This window comes from Mycetocola sp. Y171 (genome assembly GCF_056713165.1).
Window position 1 is genome coordinate 638,944 of the sequence record NZ_JBWYGX010000002.1, and the last position, 16,470, is coordinate 655,413.

General features: G+C 67.1%; 17 protein-coding genes and 1 tRNA gene. 9 read left to right on the top strand and 9 right to left on the bottom strand.

The genetic code is table 11. The features are described from left to right. The first annotated feature begins 91 nt into the window (after window positions 1–91). From AC1M2K_RS12785 to nadE, 3 genes are all read left to right on the top strand, one after another. Window positions 92–167: transfer RNA gene (locus tag AC1M2K_RS12785), tRNA-Arg, on the top strand. A 168-nt stretch (window positions 168–335) separates the two neighbouring features. Beyond that, window positions 336–845: a DUF427 domain-containing protein gene (locus AC1M2K_RS12790; protein WP_480241277.1), complete on the top strand. Its 510-nt coding sequence runs from the start codon at window positions 336–338 to the stop codon at window positions 843–845. A gap of 63 nt (window positions 846–908) precedes the next feature. Then, on the top strand, window positions 909–1,733 hold the full coding sequence (gene nadE / locus AC1M2K_RS12795) for an ammonia-dependent NAD(+) synthetase (RefSeq protein WP_480236755.1): 825 nt from the start codon (window positions 909–911) through the stop codon (window positions 1,731–1,733). A gap of 80 nt (window positions 1,734–1,813) precedes the next feature. Here the strand turns inward: nadE and AC1M2K_RS12800 are convergent, their stop codons facing one another. The 3 genes from AC1M2K_RS12800 to mgrA form a co-directional block, all read right to left on the bottom strand. Next, a complete protein-coding gene (locus tag AC1M2K_RS12800) occupies window positions 1,814–2,530 on the bottom strand; it encodes a hypothetical protein (protein ID WP_480236754.1) in 717 nt (238 codons plus the stop codon). A gap of 76 nt (window positions 2,531–2,606) precedes the next feature. Further along, the gene (locus tag AC1M2K_RS12805) at window positions 2,607–2,903 is read right to left on the bottom strand and encodes a hypothetical protein (RefSeq protein WP_480241278.1); all 297 of its coding nucleotides are present in this window, start codon (window positions 2,901–2,903) and stop codon (window positions 2,607–2,609) included. 183 nt (window positions 2,904–3,086) lie between these two features. Further along, window positions 3,087–4,094, bottom strand: a complete 1,008-nt coding sequence (gene mgrA / locus AC1M2K_RS12810) for an L-glyceraldehyde 3-phosphate reductase (RefSeq protein WP_480236752.1) — start codon at window positions 4,092–4,094, stop codon at window positions 3,087–3,089. 242 nt (window positions 4,095–4,336) lie between these two features. On the opposite strand from mgrA, the gene AC1M2K_RS12815 reads away from it, so the two are divergent. From AC1M2K_RS12815 to AC1M2K_RS12830, 4 genes are all read left to right on the top strand, one after another. After that, window positions 4,337–4,891, top strand: a complete 555-nt coding sequence (locus AC1M2K_RS12815) for a single-stranded DNA-binding protein (RefSeq protein ID WP_480241279.1) — start codon at window positions 4,337–4,339, stop codon at window positions 4,889–4,891. A gap of 81 nt (window positions 4,892–4,972) precedes the next feature. Then, complete coding sequence (locus AC1M2K_RS12820) at window positions 4,973–5,446, top strand: DUF6993 domain-containing protein (protein ID WP_480241280.1); 474 nt, start codon at window positions 4,973–4,975, stop codon at window positions 5,444–5,446. 4 nt (window positions 5,447–5,450) lie between these two features. After that, window positions 5,451–7,133, top strand: a complete 1,683-nt coding sequence (gene ettA, locus AC1M2K_RS12825) for an energy-dependent translational throttle protein EttA (protein ID WP_480241281.1) — start codon at window positions 5,451–5,453, stop codon at window positions 7,131–7,133. Next, window positions 7,133–7,606 carry an acyl-CoA thioesterase gene (locus AC1M2K_RS12830; RefSeq protein WP_480236748.1) on the top strand — a complete coding sequence of 158 codons (474 nt, stop codon included), beginning with the start codon at window positions 7,133–7,135 and terminating at the stop codon, window positions 7,604–7,606. Before ettA ends, AC1M2K_RS12830 begins: the two co-directional genes overlap by 1 nt. Here AC1M2K_RS12830 and AC1M2K_RS12835 read toward each other — a convergent pair. Further along, window positions 7,590–8,492 carry an acyl-CoA thioesterase gene (locus tag AC1M2K_RS12835; protein WP_480241282.1) on the bottom strand — a complete coding sequence of 301 codons (903 nt, stop codon included), beginning with the start codon at window positions 8,490–8,492 and terminating at the stop codon, window positions 7,590–7,592. The two genes, AC1M2K_RS12830 and AC1M2K_RS12835, sit on opposite strands and share 17 nt — an antisense overlap. Before the next feature lie 69 nt (window positions 8,493–8,561). Here AC1M2K_RS12835 and AC1M2K_RS12840 point away from each other — a divergent pair, with 69 nt between their 5' ends. Beyond that, the gene (locus AC1M2K_RS12840; protein WP_480241283.1) at window positions 8,562–9,218 is read left to right on the top strand and encodes a DUF8185 domain-containing protein; all 657 of its coding nucleotides are present in this window, start codon (window positions 8,562–8,564) and stop codon (window positions 9,216–9,218) included. A gap of 49 nt (window positions 9,219–9,267) precedes the next feature. Next, the gene (locus AC1M2K_RS12845; protein ID WP_480241284.1) at window positions 9,268–10,005 is read left to right on the top strand and encodes a VOC family protein; all 738 of its coding nucleotides are present in this window, start codon (window positions 9,268–9,270) and stop codon (window positions 10,003–10,005) included. A gap of 18 nt (window positions 10,006–10,023) precedes the next feature. Here the strand turns inward: AC1M2K_RS12845 and AC1M2K_RS12850 are convergent, their stop codons facing one another. The 5 genes from AC1M2K_RS12850 to AC1M2K_RS12870 form a co-directional block, all read right to left on the bottom strand. Then, window positions 10,024–10,911, bottom strand: a complete 888-nt coding sequence (locus AC1M2K_RS12850) for an aminoglycoside phosphotransferase family protein (protein WP_480241285.1) — start codon at window positions 10,909–10,911, stop codon at window positions 10,024–10,026. Window positions 10,912–10,955: 44 nt separating this feature from the next. Next, window positions 10,956–13,115, bottom strand: a complete 2,160-nt coding sequence (locus AC1M2K_RS12855) for an elongation factor G-like protein EF-G2 (protein ID WP_480241286.1) — start codon at window positions 13,113–13,115, stop codon at window positions 10,956–10,958. A 124-nt stretch (window positions 13,116–13,239) separates the two neighbouring features. After that, complete coding sequence (locus tag AC1M2K_RS12860) at window positions 13,240–14,907, bottom strand: FAD-binding dehydrogenase (protein ID WP_480241287.1); 1,668 nt, start codon at window positions 14,905–14,907, stop codon at window positions 13,240–13,242. A 78-nt stretch (window positions 14,908–14,985) separates the two neighbouring features. Beyond that, the gene (locus AC1M2K_RS12865) at window positions 14,986–15,381 is read right to left on the bottom strand and encodes a globin (protein ID WP_480236741.1); all 396 of its coding nucleotides are present in this window, start codon (window positions 15,379–15,381) and stop codon (window positions 14,986–14,988) included. Next, entirely contained in the window at window positions 15,378–16,394 is a 1,017-nt protein-coding gene (locus AC1M2K_RS12870) for a mechanosensitive ion channel family protein (RefSeq protein WP_480236740.1), read from the bottom strand. Before AC1M2K_RS12870 ends, AC1M2K_RS12865 begins: the two co-directional genes overlap by 4 nt. Window positions 16,395–16,470 lie beyond the last annotated feature (76 nt).

The window sequence follows — 16,470 nt, forward strand, 5'->3', positions numbered from 1 at the left end:
GGCGACGCTCCCCGCCGCTCATCCAGATGCTGTCGCCATGGATGTCGCGGCGCGAGAGTGCCGGGGTCGCTACGGTATTCTGGGACTGCCCGCCTCCGTAGCTCAGGGGATAGAGCAGGAGCCTTCTAATCTCTTGGTCGCAGGTTCGAATCCTGCCGGGGGCACCAGTTCAGGAATCTCGCGGTGCTTCTCATCTCTTGGTCGCAGGTTCGAATCCTGCCGGGGGCACCAGTTCAGGAATCTCGCGGTGCTTCTCATCTCTTGGTCGCAGGTTCGAATCCTGCCGGGGGCACCTCGCACGGCGATCCTCCAGCCGGCCCGGACAGGATGGAGCCATGACACCACTGTTCCGCCGCCCCGTTCCCATCCCACCAGGCCCCGGTCAGGAGTCTGTCTGGGACTACCCGCGGCCGCCGCGGGTCGAGGAGACAAGCGATCGGGTGATCGTGCGGCTCGGCGGCCGGGCGATCGCACAGACGACCGGGGCCCTGCGGGTCCTGGAGACGAGCCATCCGCCGGTGTATTACGTCCCGATGTCGTCATTCGACGCCGGAGTTCTCTCGCCGGGCAGGGAAGTCACGTGGTGTGAGTTCAAGGGCAAGGCGTCATACGTCGACCTGTCGGTCGGGGACCGCATCGTCCATCGTGGCGGATGGCACTACCCGCAACCGCGAGAGGGCTTCGAGCAGTTGGTCGGCATGGTCGCCCTCTATCCCGGGCTGATGGACTCCTGCCAGGTCGGTGACGAAGAGGTCGTGCCTCAGGAGGGTGGCTTCTACGGAGGCTGGGTGACCTCTCGCATCGTCGGACCGTTCAAAGGCGGCCCGGGGACGATGGGCTGGTAGCGCGCTTCGAGCACCTCACCCGGCGGACACACATCCGTAACGCGACGACGGTAGGTTAACGCCATGCGAGCGCTTCAACAGGAGATCATTTCCGAGCTGGACGTCCAGCCCAGCATCGACCCGGCCGCCGAGGTGGACAGGCGGGTGGGTTTCCTCGTCGACTACCTCAGGACGACCGGCGTCAAGGGTTTCGTCCTCGGCATCAGCGGCGGACAGGATTCGACGCTGGCCGGACGTATCTGCCAGCTCGCCGTCGACCGGCTGTCCGCGTCGGGCACGCCGGCGACCTTCATCGCCGTTCGGCTCCCGTATCAGGTGCAGCGGGATGAGGACGACGCCCAGCTGGCGCTCGACTTCATCCGCCCGCTCCGCGTGATCACGTTCAACGTCCACCAGGCGGTCGACGCCGTCGAGGACGAGTACGCCGAAGTGGCCGGCGAACAGCTCACCGACTTCCACAAGGGGAACGTGAAGGCCCGCACCCGGATGATCGCGCAGTACGCTATCGCCGGCCAGGAGGGATGCCTCGTTGTGGGCACGGACCACGCGGCGGAAGCCGTGACCGGCTTCTTCACGAAGTTCGGCGACGGTGGTGCAGACATCCTTCCCCTGAGCGGGCTGTCGAAGCGGCAGGGGCGGCAGATGCTCATCCACCTCGGCGCTCCCGAACGGCTCTACGAGAAGCTGCCGACCGCTGACCTGCTCGACCACAACCCCGGCCAGACCGACGAGGCGAACCTCGGGCTCGAGTACGAAGACATCGACGACTTCCTCGAGGGCAAGAGCGTGCCGGACGACATCGCTGACGCCATCGAGAACCGATTCCTCGCCACGCGCCACAAGCGGGCAACCCCGGTCACACCCGTCGACACGTGGTGGCGTTCCTGACCCGCTGAGAGCAGGACGTCACACAACGACAAAGGCGGTGCCGCTTCACGCGGGCACCGCCTCTATCGTTCGGGAACCGGTCAGGCCGGCTTCTTCTCGGCTTCCGCTTCGGATTCCGTGGCCGCCCGTTTGACGTCCATTGCAGCGACATCGTCGATGAGCTTCTGGGTGGTTGTGTCCGCCTTGGTGAATGCCGCGGGCTGGACGGCGGGCTCGCCTGCGTCGGTTGTTGTGAACTGTTCGCGGTGCTGGCGGGCAGCCCATGCGTCCTGTTCGGCGAGGAGTGTCTTCTCGGTCGCGGTGTTCTCGAATTTCCAGCGCTCGAGGTCGCTCTCGAATACGCGCCGTGTGCGCGACGGACGAGCCTGCCATTCGACGAGACGATCGCGGAACTCCGACTGCGCTGGAGCGAGCTCGAAACCGAAGGTGGCCGAGTTCCGCTTCATCTCGGCGAGCTGGTGCGCGGCCCAATTTGCCGCAACAGCGGCGCCCTTGACCGGCAGCAGACGCAGCTGGATGTCGGCCTGACCGGCTGAGCGGTCGGCGATCGCCTGTTCCTGTGGCGTCAGCGACGTCCAGACGGCGGCCTCGGTGGAGGCGTCGACGAGCGCGGCGATAGCGGATGCCTTGAGGTCGCGGTCACGCTGCTCGAGCAGGCGCCGGACGGATGCCTTCGTCACTGCGGCTGCGAGAAGCGCCGAAACGAGGATGGCGACAGCGACGACGATCACGGTGAAGATAACCGGTCGCGTGTCGGTTGCGGTAAGCCAGGCTACGAATTCGTTCCACAATTCCATGTGCCGAAGATTACCCGCGAACTGTCACCCAGCAGCGGAGCCCGAGCCGTGTCGCGCATTTCAGGCGCCGGCGCAGTCAGAGAGAGTGCAGGCAATCCATGGCGTCGTCGATCTCCCAGAACTCGCCGAGCGTGTGGAACCGCGCCTGGGCTGGTACCAGTCGCTTCGCGACATAGGTCGTTCCATCGACGTCGTCGCGGCGCTCGATGTGGCCGAGGATTCGCCCGTCGGCGACGGTCGCGCGCCAGAGGTCGTCCTTCACGCGGACCAGGCTGAGCCCGGTGCGGTGCCGTGCCGTGCCGGAAGCGGTGGCGATCGCCCGTGCCGGTGTCGCCGAGCCCACTGGTCTGGTGGTCGTCATCGTGGTGGTCATCGTTCCTCCTCGCCTGTGGCCGGCCCCGGATCATCTCGTGTTCCGAGGTTAAGCGGCACCACTGACATCCGACCGGCGAGGAGGGACGTGGGCGCCCCGACACGCGAAAGCCCGGCCGAACCGCGCCGGATGGCGGGGACGACCGGGCTGACGCGATGCCTGGGAGGACGAGAAGGTGCCGGCCTATTTCAGGCCGGTCCCGTCGACGGCGAACGGCTCGATGGCGGCGAGTTCCTCATCGCTCAGGGGAGCGGCCTCGAGCGCCTTGACGTTCTGTTCCAGCTGGGCGACCGAGCTCGCGCCGATCAGTGCCGAGGTGACCTGAGGATGCCTGAGCACCCACGTCAGCGCCATCTGGGCGAGAGACTGCCCGCGACCCTGCGCGATGCCGTTGAGGGCACGGGCGCGCTCGAGATATGTCTCGCTCAGTTTTTCGGGTGACAGGAAATGACTCGTCGCCGCACGGGAGCCGCTCGGGACGGTTCCGTCGAGGTAGCGGTCGGTGAGCATTCCCTGGGCGAGCGGGGAGAAGACGATCGATCCGGCGCCGACCTCGTCGAGGACCTCGAGGAGTCCGTTCTCGACGTGGCGGTTGAACATCGAGTAACTCGGCTGGTGGATGAGGAGCGGGATCTTGTGTTCCGCCAGTGCTGCAGCGGCCTGCCTGGTCTGCTCCGGCGAGTAGTTCGAGATGCCCGCGTACAGTGCCCTGCCGGAATTGACCGCGGTCGCCAGGGCGCCCATGGTCTCCTCGATCGGGGTGTCAGGGTCCGGGCGGTGGGAGTAAAAGATGTCGACGTAGTCCAGCCCGAGACGCCCGAGGCTCTGGTCGAGCGATGAGAGGAGCGTCTTGCGGGAACCCCATTCGCCGTACGGGCCAGGGGCCATGTCGTATCCGGCCTTGGTCGACACGACGATCTCGTCGCGGTGCGACGAGAAGTCATCGGCCAGGATGCGACCGAAATTCCGTTCGGCCGATCCGGGAGGCGGGCCGTAGTTGTTGGCGAGATCGAAGTGGGTGATTCCGAGGTCGAATGCCCTGCGTACGATCGCTCGCTGGGTCTCCCAGCCGCGGGCGTCGCCGAAGTTGTGCCAGAAACCGAGGCTGACGCGGGGAAGCATCAAGCCGCTCTTGCCGGTCCTGGCGTACTGCATCGTGTCGTAACGGTTCTCATCGGCAACATAAGTCATGAGGCAATGCTAGTGACTGGGTCACTTACCGATCGTCGCGATCGGCGACGCTCGCCGCGCCCTCCACACCCGGCCTCGCCGGTGTCGTTCCCCACCGATCGTGGCGCGCGAGTCGCCCGCTCCGGAATCGAGGGCACACTCGTGCTGTGGTTTCCGGGGCCGGCGGTCCGGCACGAGGGCCTGCCCCGGGACCATCTGCACGCCGGAGCCGCCGCGCGTGTCTTCTGAGGACGGAGTACCCCATGACCGACACCATCACCCTGACCGGCCTCGTCGCGACCGTGCCGCACGTGGTCAGCAGCGACGACAGAGTCCCGTTCACCAGCTTCCGGCTGGCCTCGAACCAGCGATATTTCGACAGGCGCACGTCCGAGTGGGTGGCCGGTGAGACGAACTGGTACACCGTGACGGCGTTCCGGGCATTGGCGGTCAACGCCGGAACATCGGTGCACAAGGGCGACCGCGTGCTCGTGACCGGTCGGTTGAAAGTCCGGCGCTGGGAATCCGGCGAGAAGACCGGAACGTCCGTCGACGTCGAAGCCGACAGCATCGGTCACGATCTCGTCTGGGGCACAGCCCACTACGTGAGGACGATTCAGCGCGAGCCCGCCCCGGCCGACGGCTCCGTCGAGGAGGGACGATCGGGTGCGCCTGATGCCGCCGGGCAGGAGGCCGTCGGCGAGCAGGCGAGCGTTGGACCCGGCGGGGCGGAGCGTACCGAGACGTGGGCGGCGGCTCCCGGCTCCGCCGCCGGCGGATTCGGGGCATCCGCACAGGCAACCGACACACCGTTCTGACATCCGCCGACCGCCGTCCGCCTACTATCGAGGAGGGGCGCTGCGACCGGTGCCCCCTGTGACAGTCGGAGGAGATCAGGGATGCGGACACGGATCAGCAGTGCCGGCGGCATGGCAGCGGGCGCGCTCCTGGTCGGTCTCCTCACGGGGTGTTCGTCGACACCGCCTGCGGCTACGCCCGCCCCGACGACGAAGACACCGACGTCGACTCCTTCCGCGGCACCGACCTTCGACCCGGACGCTCCGGCAGACGAAGCGGTGGTGTTCTTCGACACCGTCAACGCGGCGACACTCACAGCGAACGCGGCCGCTGACGGCCGCGCGTTCGTCGACGGCCTCGTCGCAGCAGGTTTCGACAAGACCGCCATGGAAGTGACCTCGGACACGACGACCATCGGGAACGCGGCAGACTCCATCCAGTTCTCGGTCAAGTGGGGCGAATCCTGCCTGATCGGTCAGAACGGCGCGGCGGTCGGCGGCTACCACTCCACGGTCGCCCCGCTGCTGGGGACGGGCACATGTCTCATCGGCAGTACAAGGCCAATAGACTGGTAGCAATATGGCTGAATACATTTACTCCATGGTGCGCGCCCGCAAAGCGGTCGGCGACAAGCTCATTCTCGACGATGTCACGATGTCGTTCTTCCCCGGTGCGAAGATCGGCGTCGTCGGTCCCAACGGTGCTGGTAAGTCCACGATCCTCAAGATCATGGCCGGGCTCGACACCCCGAGCAACGGTGAAGCGAAGCTGACTCCCGGCTACACGGTGGGCATCCTCATGCAGGAGCCGGAGCTCGACGAGACGAAGACCGTCCTCGAGAACGTCCAGGAGGGCGTCGGGCCGATCAAGGGCAAAGTCGACCGCTTCAACGAGATATCCGCAGCCATGGCTGAACCGGACGCCGACTTCGACGCGCTGCTCGCTGAAATGGGCACCCTGCAGGAAGAGATCGATCACGCAGACGCCTGGGACCTCGACTCGCAGTTGGAGCAGGCCATGGACGCCCTGCGCACGCCGCCGGGCGACCTCAACGTTGCGAACCTCTCCGGTGGTGAGAAGCGCCGCGTCGCGCTGTGCAAGCTCCTCCTGCAGAAGCCCGACCTCCTCCTCCTCGATGAGCCCACCAACCACCTCGACGCCGAAAGCGTCCTGTGGCTCGAGCAGCACCTGGCGAAATACCCGGGCGCCGTCCTCGCCGTCACCCACGACCGGTACTTCCTCGACCACGTCGCCGAGTGGATCGCCGAAGTCGACCGCGGACACCTCTACCCCTATGAGGGCAACTACTCGACCTACCTCGAGAAGAAGCAGGAACGCCTCCAGATCCAGGGTAAGAAGGACCAGAAACTCTCCAAGCGTCTCGCCGAGGAGCTGGACTGGGTCCGCTCGAACGCCAAGGGCCGCCAGGCCAAGTCGAAGGCCCGCCTCGCCAGGTACGAAGAGATGGTGACCGAGGCCGAGCGCACCCGCAAACTCGACTTCGAAGAGATCGTGATCCCCGTCGGACCCCGTCTCGGCTCACAGGTCATCGACGCACGGAAGCTGCAGAAGGGCTTCGGCGAGCGGATCCTCATCAGCGACCTCAGCTTCACCCTTCCCCGCAACGGCATCGTCGGCGTCATCGGCCCCAACGGTGTCGGTAAGACCACGCTGTTCAAGACCATCGTCGGCCTCGAGCCGCTCGACGGCGGCGAGCTCAAGGTCGGCGACACGGTCGACATCTCCTACGTCGACCAGAGCCGCGGCGGCATCGACCCCAACAAGAACCTCTGGGAGGTCGTGTCAGACGGCCAGGACTACATCCAGGTCGGCAAGACCGAGATCCCGTCCCGCGCCTACGTCTCCCAGTTCGGATTCAAGGGTCCTGACCAGCAGAAGAAGGCCGGTGTGCTCTCCGGTGGTGAGCGCAACCGGCTCAACCTCGCCCTGACCCTCAAGCAGGGCGGCAACCTGCTGCTCCTCGACGAACCGACGAACGACCTCGACGTCGAAACGCTCGGAAGCCTCGAGAACGCGCTCCTCGAGTTCCCCGGTTGTGCCGTGGTCATCACCCACGACCGGTGGTTCCTCGACCGCATCGCCACCCACATCCTGTCCTACGAGGGCACGGAGGAAGACCCGGGCAACTGGTACTGGTTCGAGGGAAACTTCGAGTCGTACGAGGAGAACAAGATCGAGCGCCTCGGACCCGACGCCGCGAAACCGCACCGTTCCGCGTACCGGAAGCTCACGAGGGACTGATGCGGGTCCACGTCCCGATCCACCTCCGCTGGGGCGACCTCGACGCGTACAACCACGTCAACAACGTGGAGCTGATGCGACTGCTCGAGGAAGCGCGTGTCCGCGTCTTCTGGCGCGACGACAGTGAAGGCGGCGACATCGATTCGGGGATGGCCCTGATCGAGGCGGAAGCGGGATCGAACACGATCACGCTCATCGCCAGGCACGAGGTCGAATATGTGGCGCCCATTCCGTACCAGCGGCAACCGCTCGACGTGCAGGTCTGGATCGGGAACCTCGGCGGCGCGAGCCTCGAGGTGGACTACGAAGTGTACGGTCCCGCCGGCGGCGACCAGCCGTTGTATGCGCGTGCGTCGAGCACGATCGTCCTCGTCGATGCGGCCACCTCACGCCCCCGCCGGATCACCGATGAGGAGCGGACGGCCTGGACACGCTACCTCGAGGATCCCGTCCCGTTCACGAAGCGCCGTTAGCCGGTCCGCCATCGCTCAGCGCCGGCGGCACCCTGACCATGCCCTCCTGAGCCACGCTCGCGACGAGCTGTCCCTCGCGGGTGTAGAACCGGCCCTGCGCGAGACCGCGCCCGCCTGACGCACTCGGGGACTCCTGGACGTAGAGCAGCCACTGGTCGACCCGCGCCGGGCGGTGCCACCACATGGCATGGTCGAGGCTGGCGACTTTGAGGTCGCGGGTCATCCACGGCAAACCGTGGCGACGCAGGATGGACTCGAGCAGAGGGTAGTCACTGGCGTAGGCGAGGGCGGCGCGATGCAGGCTCTCGTCGTCGGGAAGGTCACCGATCGCCTTCACCCAGACGGCATTGGTCGCGGTGTGCTCGCCCTCCACCGACAGGTAGATGGGCGAAGGCACGTGACGGATGTCGAACGGCCGGTCTCCCGCCCAGGACCGGGCGACGGGGTGGTCGATGTGCGCCAGGAGATCTGCGGTCGACGGCAGATCCTCAGGGTCCGGGTAACCCTCAGGCATCGGTGCCTGGTGGTCGAGTCCCTCGTCGATGTCCTGGAACGACGCGATCATCGAGAGGATCGGGAGGCCGTTCTGGTACGCCTGGGTCCTTCGGGTCGAGAACGACCGGCCATCGTGGATTCGGTCGACGCTGAAGGTGATCGGCTGGTTGACGTCGCCCGGCCGGAGGAAATAGCCGTGCATCGAATGCACGACCCGGTGCTCTTCCGTGGTCATCGAGGCCGCCATGACCGACTGGGCGAGGACCTGGCCTCCGTAGACTCGCCCACCGGGCATCCACTGCGACGGGCCGGTGAAGATGTCCTCACTCGTTCTGGCACCCGTGTCCGAGAGGTCGAGTGCGTGAAGCAGCGAAGCGAGGGGGTCGGTCATCGTTCTCCGATCGTGGCTGGCCGGGCATGGTCGGGATCGCACCGCCCTGTTAGGTAGTTTAGACAGCAGATGAATGACGTGATCACGCTCCAGGACGCCCACGCCGCCGCCGACCTCAGGGTGTACCTCGCGCGGGCGAGGCTCGTCGACGACACAGCGGTACGGCTCATCGCCGGCGGGGGAGTCCTCGCCGTGTATTCGGCCGTGCTTCACCCGCGCGGTCTCCTCGACACCAGCCCCACCATCCTCGGCCTGAGGACGTTCACCGAGGTCTCGGGGGCCACGTTCGATCGCGTCATTCCCCCCGCGGCGATGTCGGATCGGCTCGCCCTGCTCGACCCCGCCGACGACACTCCGACCGTGCCGCTGCCCGCTGCGGATGTCCGCACCAGCTGGTCGGGGATCGCGCCACCACGCGGCGGTTGGGAGAAGATCGCCTCCCTCAACTCTCTCGCTCTCGAGCTCGTCGCCCGCGACGGCGCGGGCGAGGTCGCGCGTGCGGTTCCCGAGAACACCGGAGATCTGATCGTCCAGCGTGTCCGCTCGGACGTCTGGTCGCGCCCGCTCGACGGTCAGGCGAACGTTCCATCAGGACTCGCCTTCGCGGCGGCCAGTCTCGGCTTCCTCGTCGGCGACGAAGAGATTCCGCTGTTCGCGTCTGGAGGCTGGCTGAGGGCCAGTCCGGTTCGCGGTCACGTGCTCGTCAGGACCGGCCGCGGCCTGTAGCCCGTGTCTGCACGGATCGGCACTTCCCGGGGGAGTAGGCTCGTGCGCCATGGCTCTGCGACTCGTACAGGTGAACGTCAAGGCTCGGGATGACGCGGCGCTCGGCCGGTTCTGGGCGGATGCTCTCGGCTGGGGTGTCTCCAGTGAGGGGCCGGGCGTGACGAACGTCGAACCCACGGGCTTCGTCTGGCCTGACCCGTCCGCGGTATGCATCGATGTCGTCTCCGTCCCTGACCCCGAAACCGTGAGATATCGTGTGCACCTCGATCTGGCCACGACGTCGGCGGCGCACAAGACTGAGCTCGTCGCGAGGCTGATGGATCTCGGCGCGACAGCCGCCGACGTCGGGCAGGGAGACGTGCCGTGGACGGTTCTGGCCGACCCGGAGGGAAACGTCTTCTGCGTGCTGGAGCCGCGGCCGGTCTATAAGGACACCGGGCCGGTCGCCGCGGTGGTCGTCCATTGCGCGGATCCTCGGGCCATGGCGAGGTTCTGGCACGAGGCGATGGACTGGACCCTGCACGAGGTGACCGACGAGCATGCTAGCCTGCGCTCAGCCGCGGGTGTCGGGCCGTACCTGGAATTCGTTCGCGCGCCAGGTGGGGGAAGCACCCGCAGCCGTGTCCATCTCGACGTGATGCCGTACCCGGGCGACGACCAGACCCACGAGGTGGCGCGACTGCAGGCGCTGGGCGCCTCAGACGCGGACATCGGCCAGGGCGATGTGCCGTGGCGGGTCCTCACCGACATCGAAGGCAACGACTTCTGCGTCCTCGCCCCGCGCTGACGAGTCTGCTCCGGCCGGTCAGTACCCGGCGAGAAGCTCAGCCAGGGTCTCCTCACCGATCCGCCGGTGCGCTGGAGAATCGTCCGAGGCGGTCAGCAGCGCCGACGCCAGGCAGAGCGCCCAACCTTGGGCGCGGATCCAGGTCGCTGCGTCAATGTTGCGGGAACGGTCGACGGCGTCTCGGAATCGTGCGCGACCGGGCGCGTCGAAGACGAGCCACGCGGCCGCGAGGTCGGTGGCCGGGTCACCTGCGGTGAGGTCTCCGAAGTCCAGGACCGCGGCCAGGGACCCGTCGACGGAGACGAGGTTCGCCGGGTGCAGGTCGCCGTGGACCCACAGCCGCTGGCCGTTCCACACCGGTTGGCTGATCGCGTGGTCCCACAGCCGGGATGCAGCATCCGCTTCGGGTACCAGCCCCGACGCGATACGCTCCCGGACGCTGACATCCCGGTCGGCGAGCGGAACACCGCGCCACGGATTCTCCGGTGCGTCGTCGGGGGCGGCCTCAGCGAACTCGGCGAGAAAGACCGCGAGCGGTTCGGCGAGATCCGCCCGCTGTTTTCGCGGTCGGAGGGCGACGACATCGCCGGGGAACCACGGCGTGACGCTCCACGGCCAGGGATAGAAGTCCGTCGGCACGCCGGCCCGCACCGGAACGGGTATGTTCACCGTGACGCGGTGCGCGACTCCGGGAAGCCAGCGTTGCTCGTTCAGCACCAGCTGAGACGACAGCAGACGCCGGGGGAGTCGAACGAGCAGGTCCGTGCCCAGCCGATAGATCGCGTTGTCCCAGCCGGAGGCCACGAGCTCGATCGTCTTGCCGGCCAGGTCGGGATGCTGCGCCTCCAGCAGGCGACGAACGAGGTCCGGCGAGATCTCGACCTCTGCGGGTGGTGTCGTGGCCATCCCACCAGTATGCCAACGGCCGAGCAGACAGCGGAGCGCACGGATCAGGCGTTCGCTGCCGTCTTCGACGGGACGGGCTCGTGCCGCAGGTAGCTCCGGCGGAAATTCCCGGTGCCTGCGGTCAGCGCGCGGAGCTCGATCGCGTATCGCAGGAGCTCGGCGTCCGGGATCTCGGCGCTGATCTCGGTGTGGCTGCCGATCGACGACGTTCCCGTCATGTGGCCCCTGCGGGAGGACAGGTCGGTCATCACCGCGCCCACGTAACTGTCCGGAACGCTGATCGTGACGGTGGAAACCGGCTCGAGCAACTGGATCGTGGTGGTGGACGCTGCTTCGCGCAGTGCCAGCGCGCCGGCGGCCTGGAACGCGGCATCCGATGAATCGACACTGTGAGCCTTCCCTCCGACGAGTCTCACCCGGATGTCCACCACGGGAAACCCGGCGGACAGGCCCCTCTGCATCTGTTCACGGACCCCCTTTTCGACCGAGCCGACGAACTGCCCAGGGACGACTCCGCCAACCACCTGGTTGACGAACTCGAACCCGGCGCCTCGTTCGAGCGGTTCGACCTCGATGTCGCAGATGCCGAACTGGCCGTGTCCGCCGGACTGTTTGACGTAGCGCCCCCTGGCGGATGCCGGCGCGGTGAAGGTCTCTCGAAGTGGCGTGATCACGTCGACGGTCTGCAGTTTGACGCCCTGGCCGCGCAGTCGGTCGAGCACGACCTCCGCGTGCGCCTCACCCATGCACCACAGGATCAGTTGGTGCGTTTCCGCGTTGCGTTCGACGCGGAGCGTCGGGTCGACGGCCGCCACCTTTCCCATGTTCCTGGCGAGGGTGTCCTCATCCGCGTGCGTCGCACCCTGAACCGCGACGGGCATCAGCGGCTCAGGCATGTCCCACGCCGCGACGAGGAGCGGCCGTTCCCGGTCGGAGACCGTGTCGCCGGTCTCGACACCGCTGAGCTTGGTTAGCGCGCAGATGTCACCTGCCACGCAGTACGACACGGCACGCAGACGGGAACCGAGTGGAGACTGCAGGTGAGTGACCCGTTCGTCGCTGTCGTGGTCCTGGTGACCGCGATCCGCCAGTCCGTGACCGCCGATGTGGATGTTCGAGTTCTCGCGCAGTGTTCCGGAGAAGATCCGCACCAGGCAGACGCGACCGAGGAACGAGTCGATGGTCGTCCGCACCACCTCGCCGACGAGTGGTCCGTCCGGGTCACAGCTCAGGCGTCCTGCCGGCTTGCCGCGAAGATCGGTCACCGGAGGGACTGGGCGCTCCGTCGGCGGCGGGAACGCGCCGGTCATCAGCTCGAGGAGTTCCGTGATGCCGACGCCGGTCTCGGCCGAGGTCGGCAGGACCGGGAAGAAGGCCCCGCCTGCGACCGCTTTCTCGAGGTCGGCGATGAGGATGTCGAGGTCGATCTCTTCTCCGTCGAGATAACGGTCCATCAGGGTCTCGTCTTCGCTCTCGGCGATGATGCCCTCGATCAGTGCGCCCCTGGCGCTCTCCGACTCGGCGAGTTCGCCCGCATCCGCTGTTCGGGACACTCGCGAGGGTCCGGCGCTGTGATCCGACACGGTGCGGGAAAGCAGGCCGAGCAGCCCGCTGATCGTTCCGGCGGAGCGCACGGGGAGATAAAGCGGAAGCACCGCGGTGCCGAAGGCGTCCTGGCAGGCGGACAGAACGGCGTCGTAGTTGGCCCGCGGGTGATCGATGCGGCTGATCACGACGGCGCGCGGCATCCCCAGGTGATCGCATTCTGCCCACAGGGCGGTCGTGGCCGCGTCGACACCGTCGACCGCCGAGACGACGAACAGTGCGGCATCCGCTGCCCTCAGCCCTGCGCGCAGGTCGCCGATGAAATCCGAGTAGCCGGGGGTGTCGAGCAGGTTCACCTTGATGTCGCCCACCGCGAATGGCAGAACCGACAGCGCCACAGACCGTTGCTGGTGCATCTCGGACGGGTCCGAGTCGCTCGTGGTCGTGCCGTCGACGATCGACCCCATGCGCGTGAGAACGCCTGTTGCTGCGAGCAGCGCTTCGGTCAGGATCGTCTTGCCCGACCCGGAACGGCCGACAAGCGCGATGTTGCGGATGTTCTCCGGACGGGTGGCCGACAGGCCCGGCGACGCCTCCACCCGCTCCGCGCTGGTCCGGCCAGCGCCTTTCGCCTGGGCGTTCGTACCCTTTGCCGACATGAGGAACTCCCTGCGTCGCCCGCACCGTTCGCACGGCCTGAGTCGATTCGACACCATCGGGACGGCCGACGGCAAGAGGTCGACATGGGTTCGGCCCGAGCAGCGGGGACCGCCGGCGTCGAACTCAGCGCAGCTGCGCCTCGATCGCCCGACCGACCGTGCGGCCGGTGAACAGGCATCCGCCGAGGAACGTGCCCTCGAGTGCACGGTATCCGTGCACCCCGCCTCCGCCGAATCCGCTGGCCTCACCCGCGGCGTAGAGCCCGGGGACCGGGCTACCGTCCCCGGCCAGCGCCCGCCCGGAGAGGTCGGTCTGGATGCCGCCGAGGCTCTTCCTGGTGAGGATGTGCAGCTTCACGGCGATGAGCGGCCCGGCTTTCTCATCGAGCAGTTTGTGCGGGCTGGCCACCCTGATCAGCTTGTCTCCGCGGTACGACCGTGCGCCGCGGATAGCGGTGATCTGGGCATCCTTCGAGAAGTCGTTGTCCAGCTGCGCATCGCGCCACCGGATCTCCCGCTCGACGCGCACCGTGTCGAGCGCGGCGTCTCCTGAGAGCCGCTGCATACCGGCCAGGAGCTCAGGCAGGTTCGCGGCGACCACGAAGTCCTCGCCCTTCTCCTTGAATGCCTCAACCGGTCCAGGAGCGCCCGGCGCGACGCGCTTGAGCAGGAGCTTGAGGTTCTTGTCGGTGAGATCGGGGTTCTGTTCGCTTCCCGAGAGGGCGAACTCCTTCTCGATGATCTTCTGGGTGAGGACGAACCAGCTGTGGTCGTGCCCGGTGGCGAGGATGTGTTCGAGCGTGCCGAGAGTGTCGAAGCCGGGGAACAGAGGCGCGGGGAGGCGGGCGCCGGTGGCGTCGAGCCACAACGACGACGGCCCTGGCAGGATCCGGATGCCGTGTGAGGCCCAGACCGGGTCCCAGTTGGTGATGCCTTCGGTGTAGTGCCACATCCTGTCGCCGTTGACGAGACGGGCTCCGGCTCGCTCGACGATTCCCAGCCCGCGCCCGTCGACATGGGCGGGCACACCGGCGAGCATCGACGCAGGGGCAGCACCGAGTCTGGCCGGCCACTTCTCACGCACCAGGTCGAGGTTGCCGCCGATTCCTCCGGTCGTGACGACGACCGCCTGCGCGGACAACTCGAACTCGCCGCTCACCTTGCGGGAGCTGGCTTCGCCGCGTTTCGCCGTCGAGGGTTCCAGGATGGTGCCGCTGACGCCGGTGACGGCCCCGTCGGTCAGCACGAGGTCGTCGACGCGGTGCCGGTGGAGGATGTGCACCCGGCCGGCTCCCATCCCCGCCTGGACGCGACGGAGGAACGGCTCGACGATGGCAGGGCCGGTGCCCCAGACGATGTGGAACCGCGGCACCGAGTTCCCGTGCCCGTTCGCCGTGTACCCGCCGCGCTCCGCCCAGCCGACGACGGGGAAGAAGCCGACGCCCTGTTCGTTCAGCCAGGACCGTTTGTCTCCGGCGGCGAAGTCGACGTATGCCTCCGCCCACCGTTTCGCCCAGTCGTCTTCCGGCCTGTCGAAGCCGGCCGATCCCTGCCAGTCCTGCCAGGCGAGTTCGTGCGAGTCATGGATGCCCATTCGGCGCTGCTCAGGCGTGTCGACGAGGAACAGGCCGCCGAACGACCAGTGCGCTTGACCGCCGAGGGACGATTGAGGCTCCTGCTCGACGATGATCACGCGCCTGCCGGCATCCGCCAGCTCGGCTGCAGCGACGAGACCGGCGAGTCCGGCGCCGACGACGATGGCATCGGCTGAGGTCGGTGTGGGTGAGGGCATCCGGGAACTCCTTCATCCGTGAGGCTCCGTCGCCCTCCGGGTTCCCCCATCGTAGGAGATCACCCGGCCTCTCTGGTGTTACTCGTCGAACGTGTTGACCATGGCCTGTGCTGCTCGCTCGAGGTAGTCCCAGAGCGTGGCCTCGTGCAGCGGCGACAGCCCGAGCGTGTCGACTGCGGCGCGCATGTGGAGGAGCCAGCGGTCACGGGCGTCCGGATTGACTTTGAACGGCATGTGCCGCATTCGCAGGCGCGGGTGGCCACGCTGTTCGCTGTAGGTTGACGGTCCTCCCCAATACTGCTCGAGGAACATCGTGAGACGCTCAGCGGCCGGTCCGAGGTCCTCTTCGGGGTACATCGGTTTGAGGACCGGATCGGCAGCGACGCCCTTGTAGAACTCGCGGCAGAGCTTCTCGAAGGTCGCGCGCCCGCCGACCTCCTCGTAGAAAGTGTTGGAGGAGAGGAGGTCGCTCATGGCGTCTGCGGGGCTTTCTTCGAGGCCTTCTTCGTGGCGTGAGGCGCCTGGTTGACGACCTTGAGCGGCTTCGTCCGCGGCGGGCGGGCACCGGTGACGGATGCCGCTCCGTCGAATCCCTCGAGGACGACGCTCTTGAGCGTCGGCAGCTGGATACCCAGTTCGTCCGTTGCGGCCTTGAGCCTCGTGCGGAGCTCGCGGGCGACGTCATCCTTCGCCGGCGGGCGGGTCTTCATGACCAGGCGGATGACGAGGGCCTCTTCGGAGATGGACTCGATGCCCCAGAGCTCAGGGCGCTCGAGGATGCGGCTGCGCCACTTCGGGTCCTGGGCGAGCGATGACGCCGCGTCGAGCATCCGGTCTTGGACAGCCTCGACATCGGCGTCGTACGGGACGGCGAGGTCGATGATCACCCGGGCCCAGCCCTGGGACATGTTGCCGACGCGGAGGATTTCACCGTTGCGGACGAACCACAGCGTTCCGTTGACGTCGCGGACCTGGGTGATGCGGATGCCGACGCGTTCGACGACACCGGTCGCAGGGCCGAGGTCGACGACGTCGCCGACGCCGAGCTGGTCCTCCATCACCATGAACAGGCCGTTGAGCACGTCCTTGACGATGTTCTGGGCGCCGAAACCGAGGCCGGCGCCGAGAGCGGCGGTGAGGAGTGCGAGCGAGCCGATGATGTTCTGGTCGATCTGGTTCACCACGAGCACGATGGCGATGATCACGACGGTGACGTTGACGATGTTGCCGAGCACCGTGCCCAGGGTGCGGGTGCGCTGCACCAGGCGCACGGCCGCGAGAGGGGAGACGTTGAGCGCCTGCGTGTCTTCAGCGCCCTGGTTCTTCTTCACCCCGGACACGATCTGGTTCACGACCCTGCGGATCACGAAGTGCATCAGCCAGGCCGCGATGAACGCGCCGACGATGATGAGGGCGATGGCGACAAGGGTGCCGAGCGGTGTCGCGAAGAACACGGTGACGGCGGCCCAGAATTCAGTCATATTCATTGCCTCAAGTCTAGGGGCGGGCTACTGGACGGATGCTGGAGGCCCGGCCCGTCAGTTAGACGCGAGTTGCCGGGTT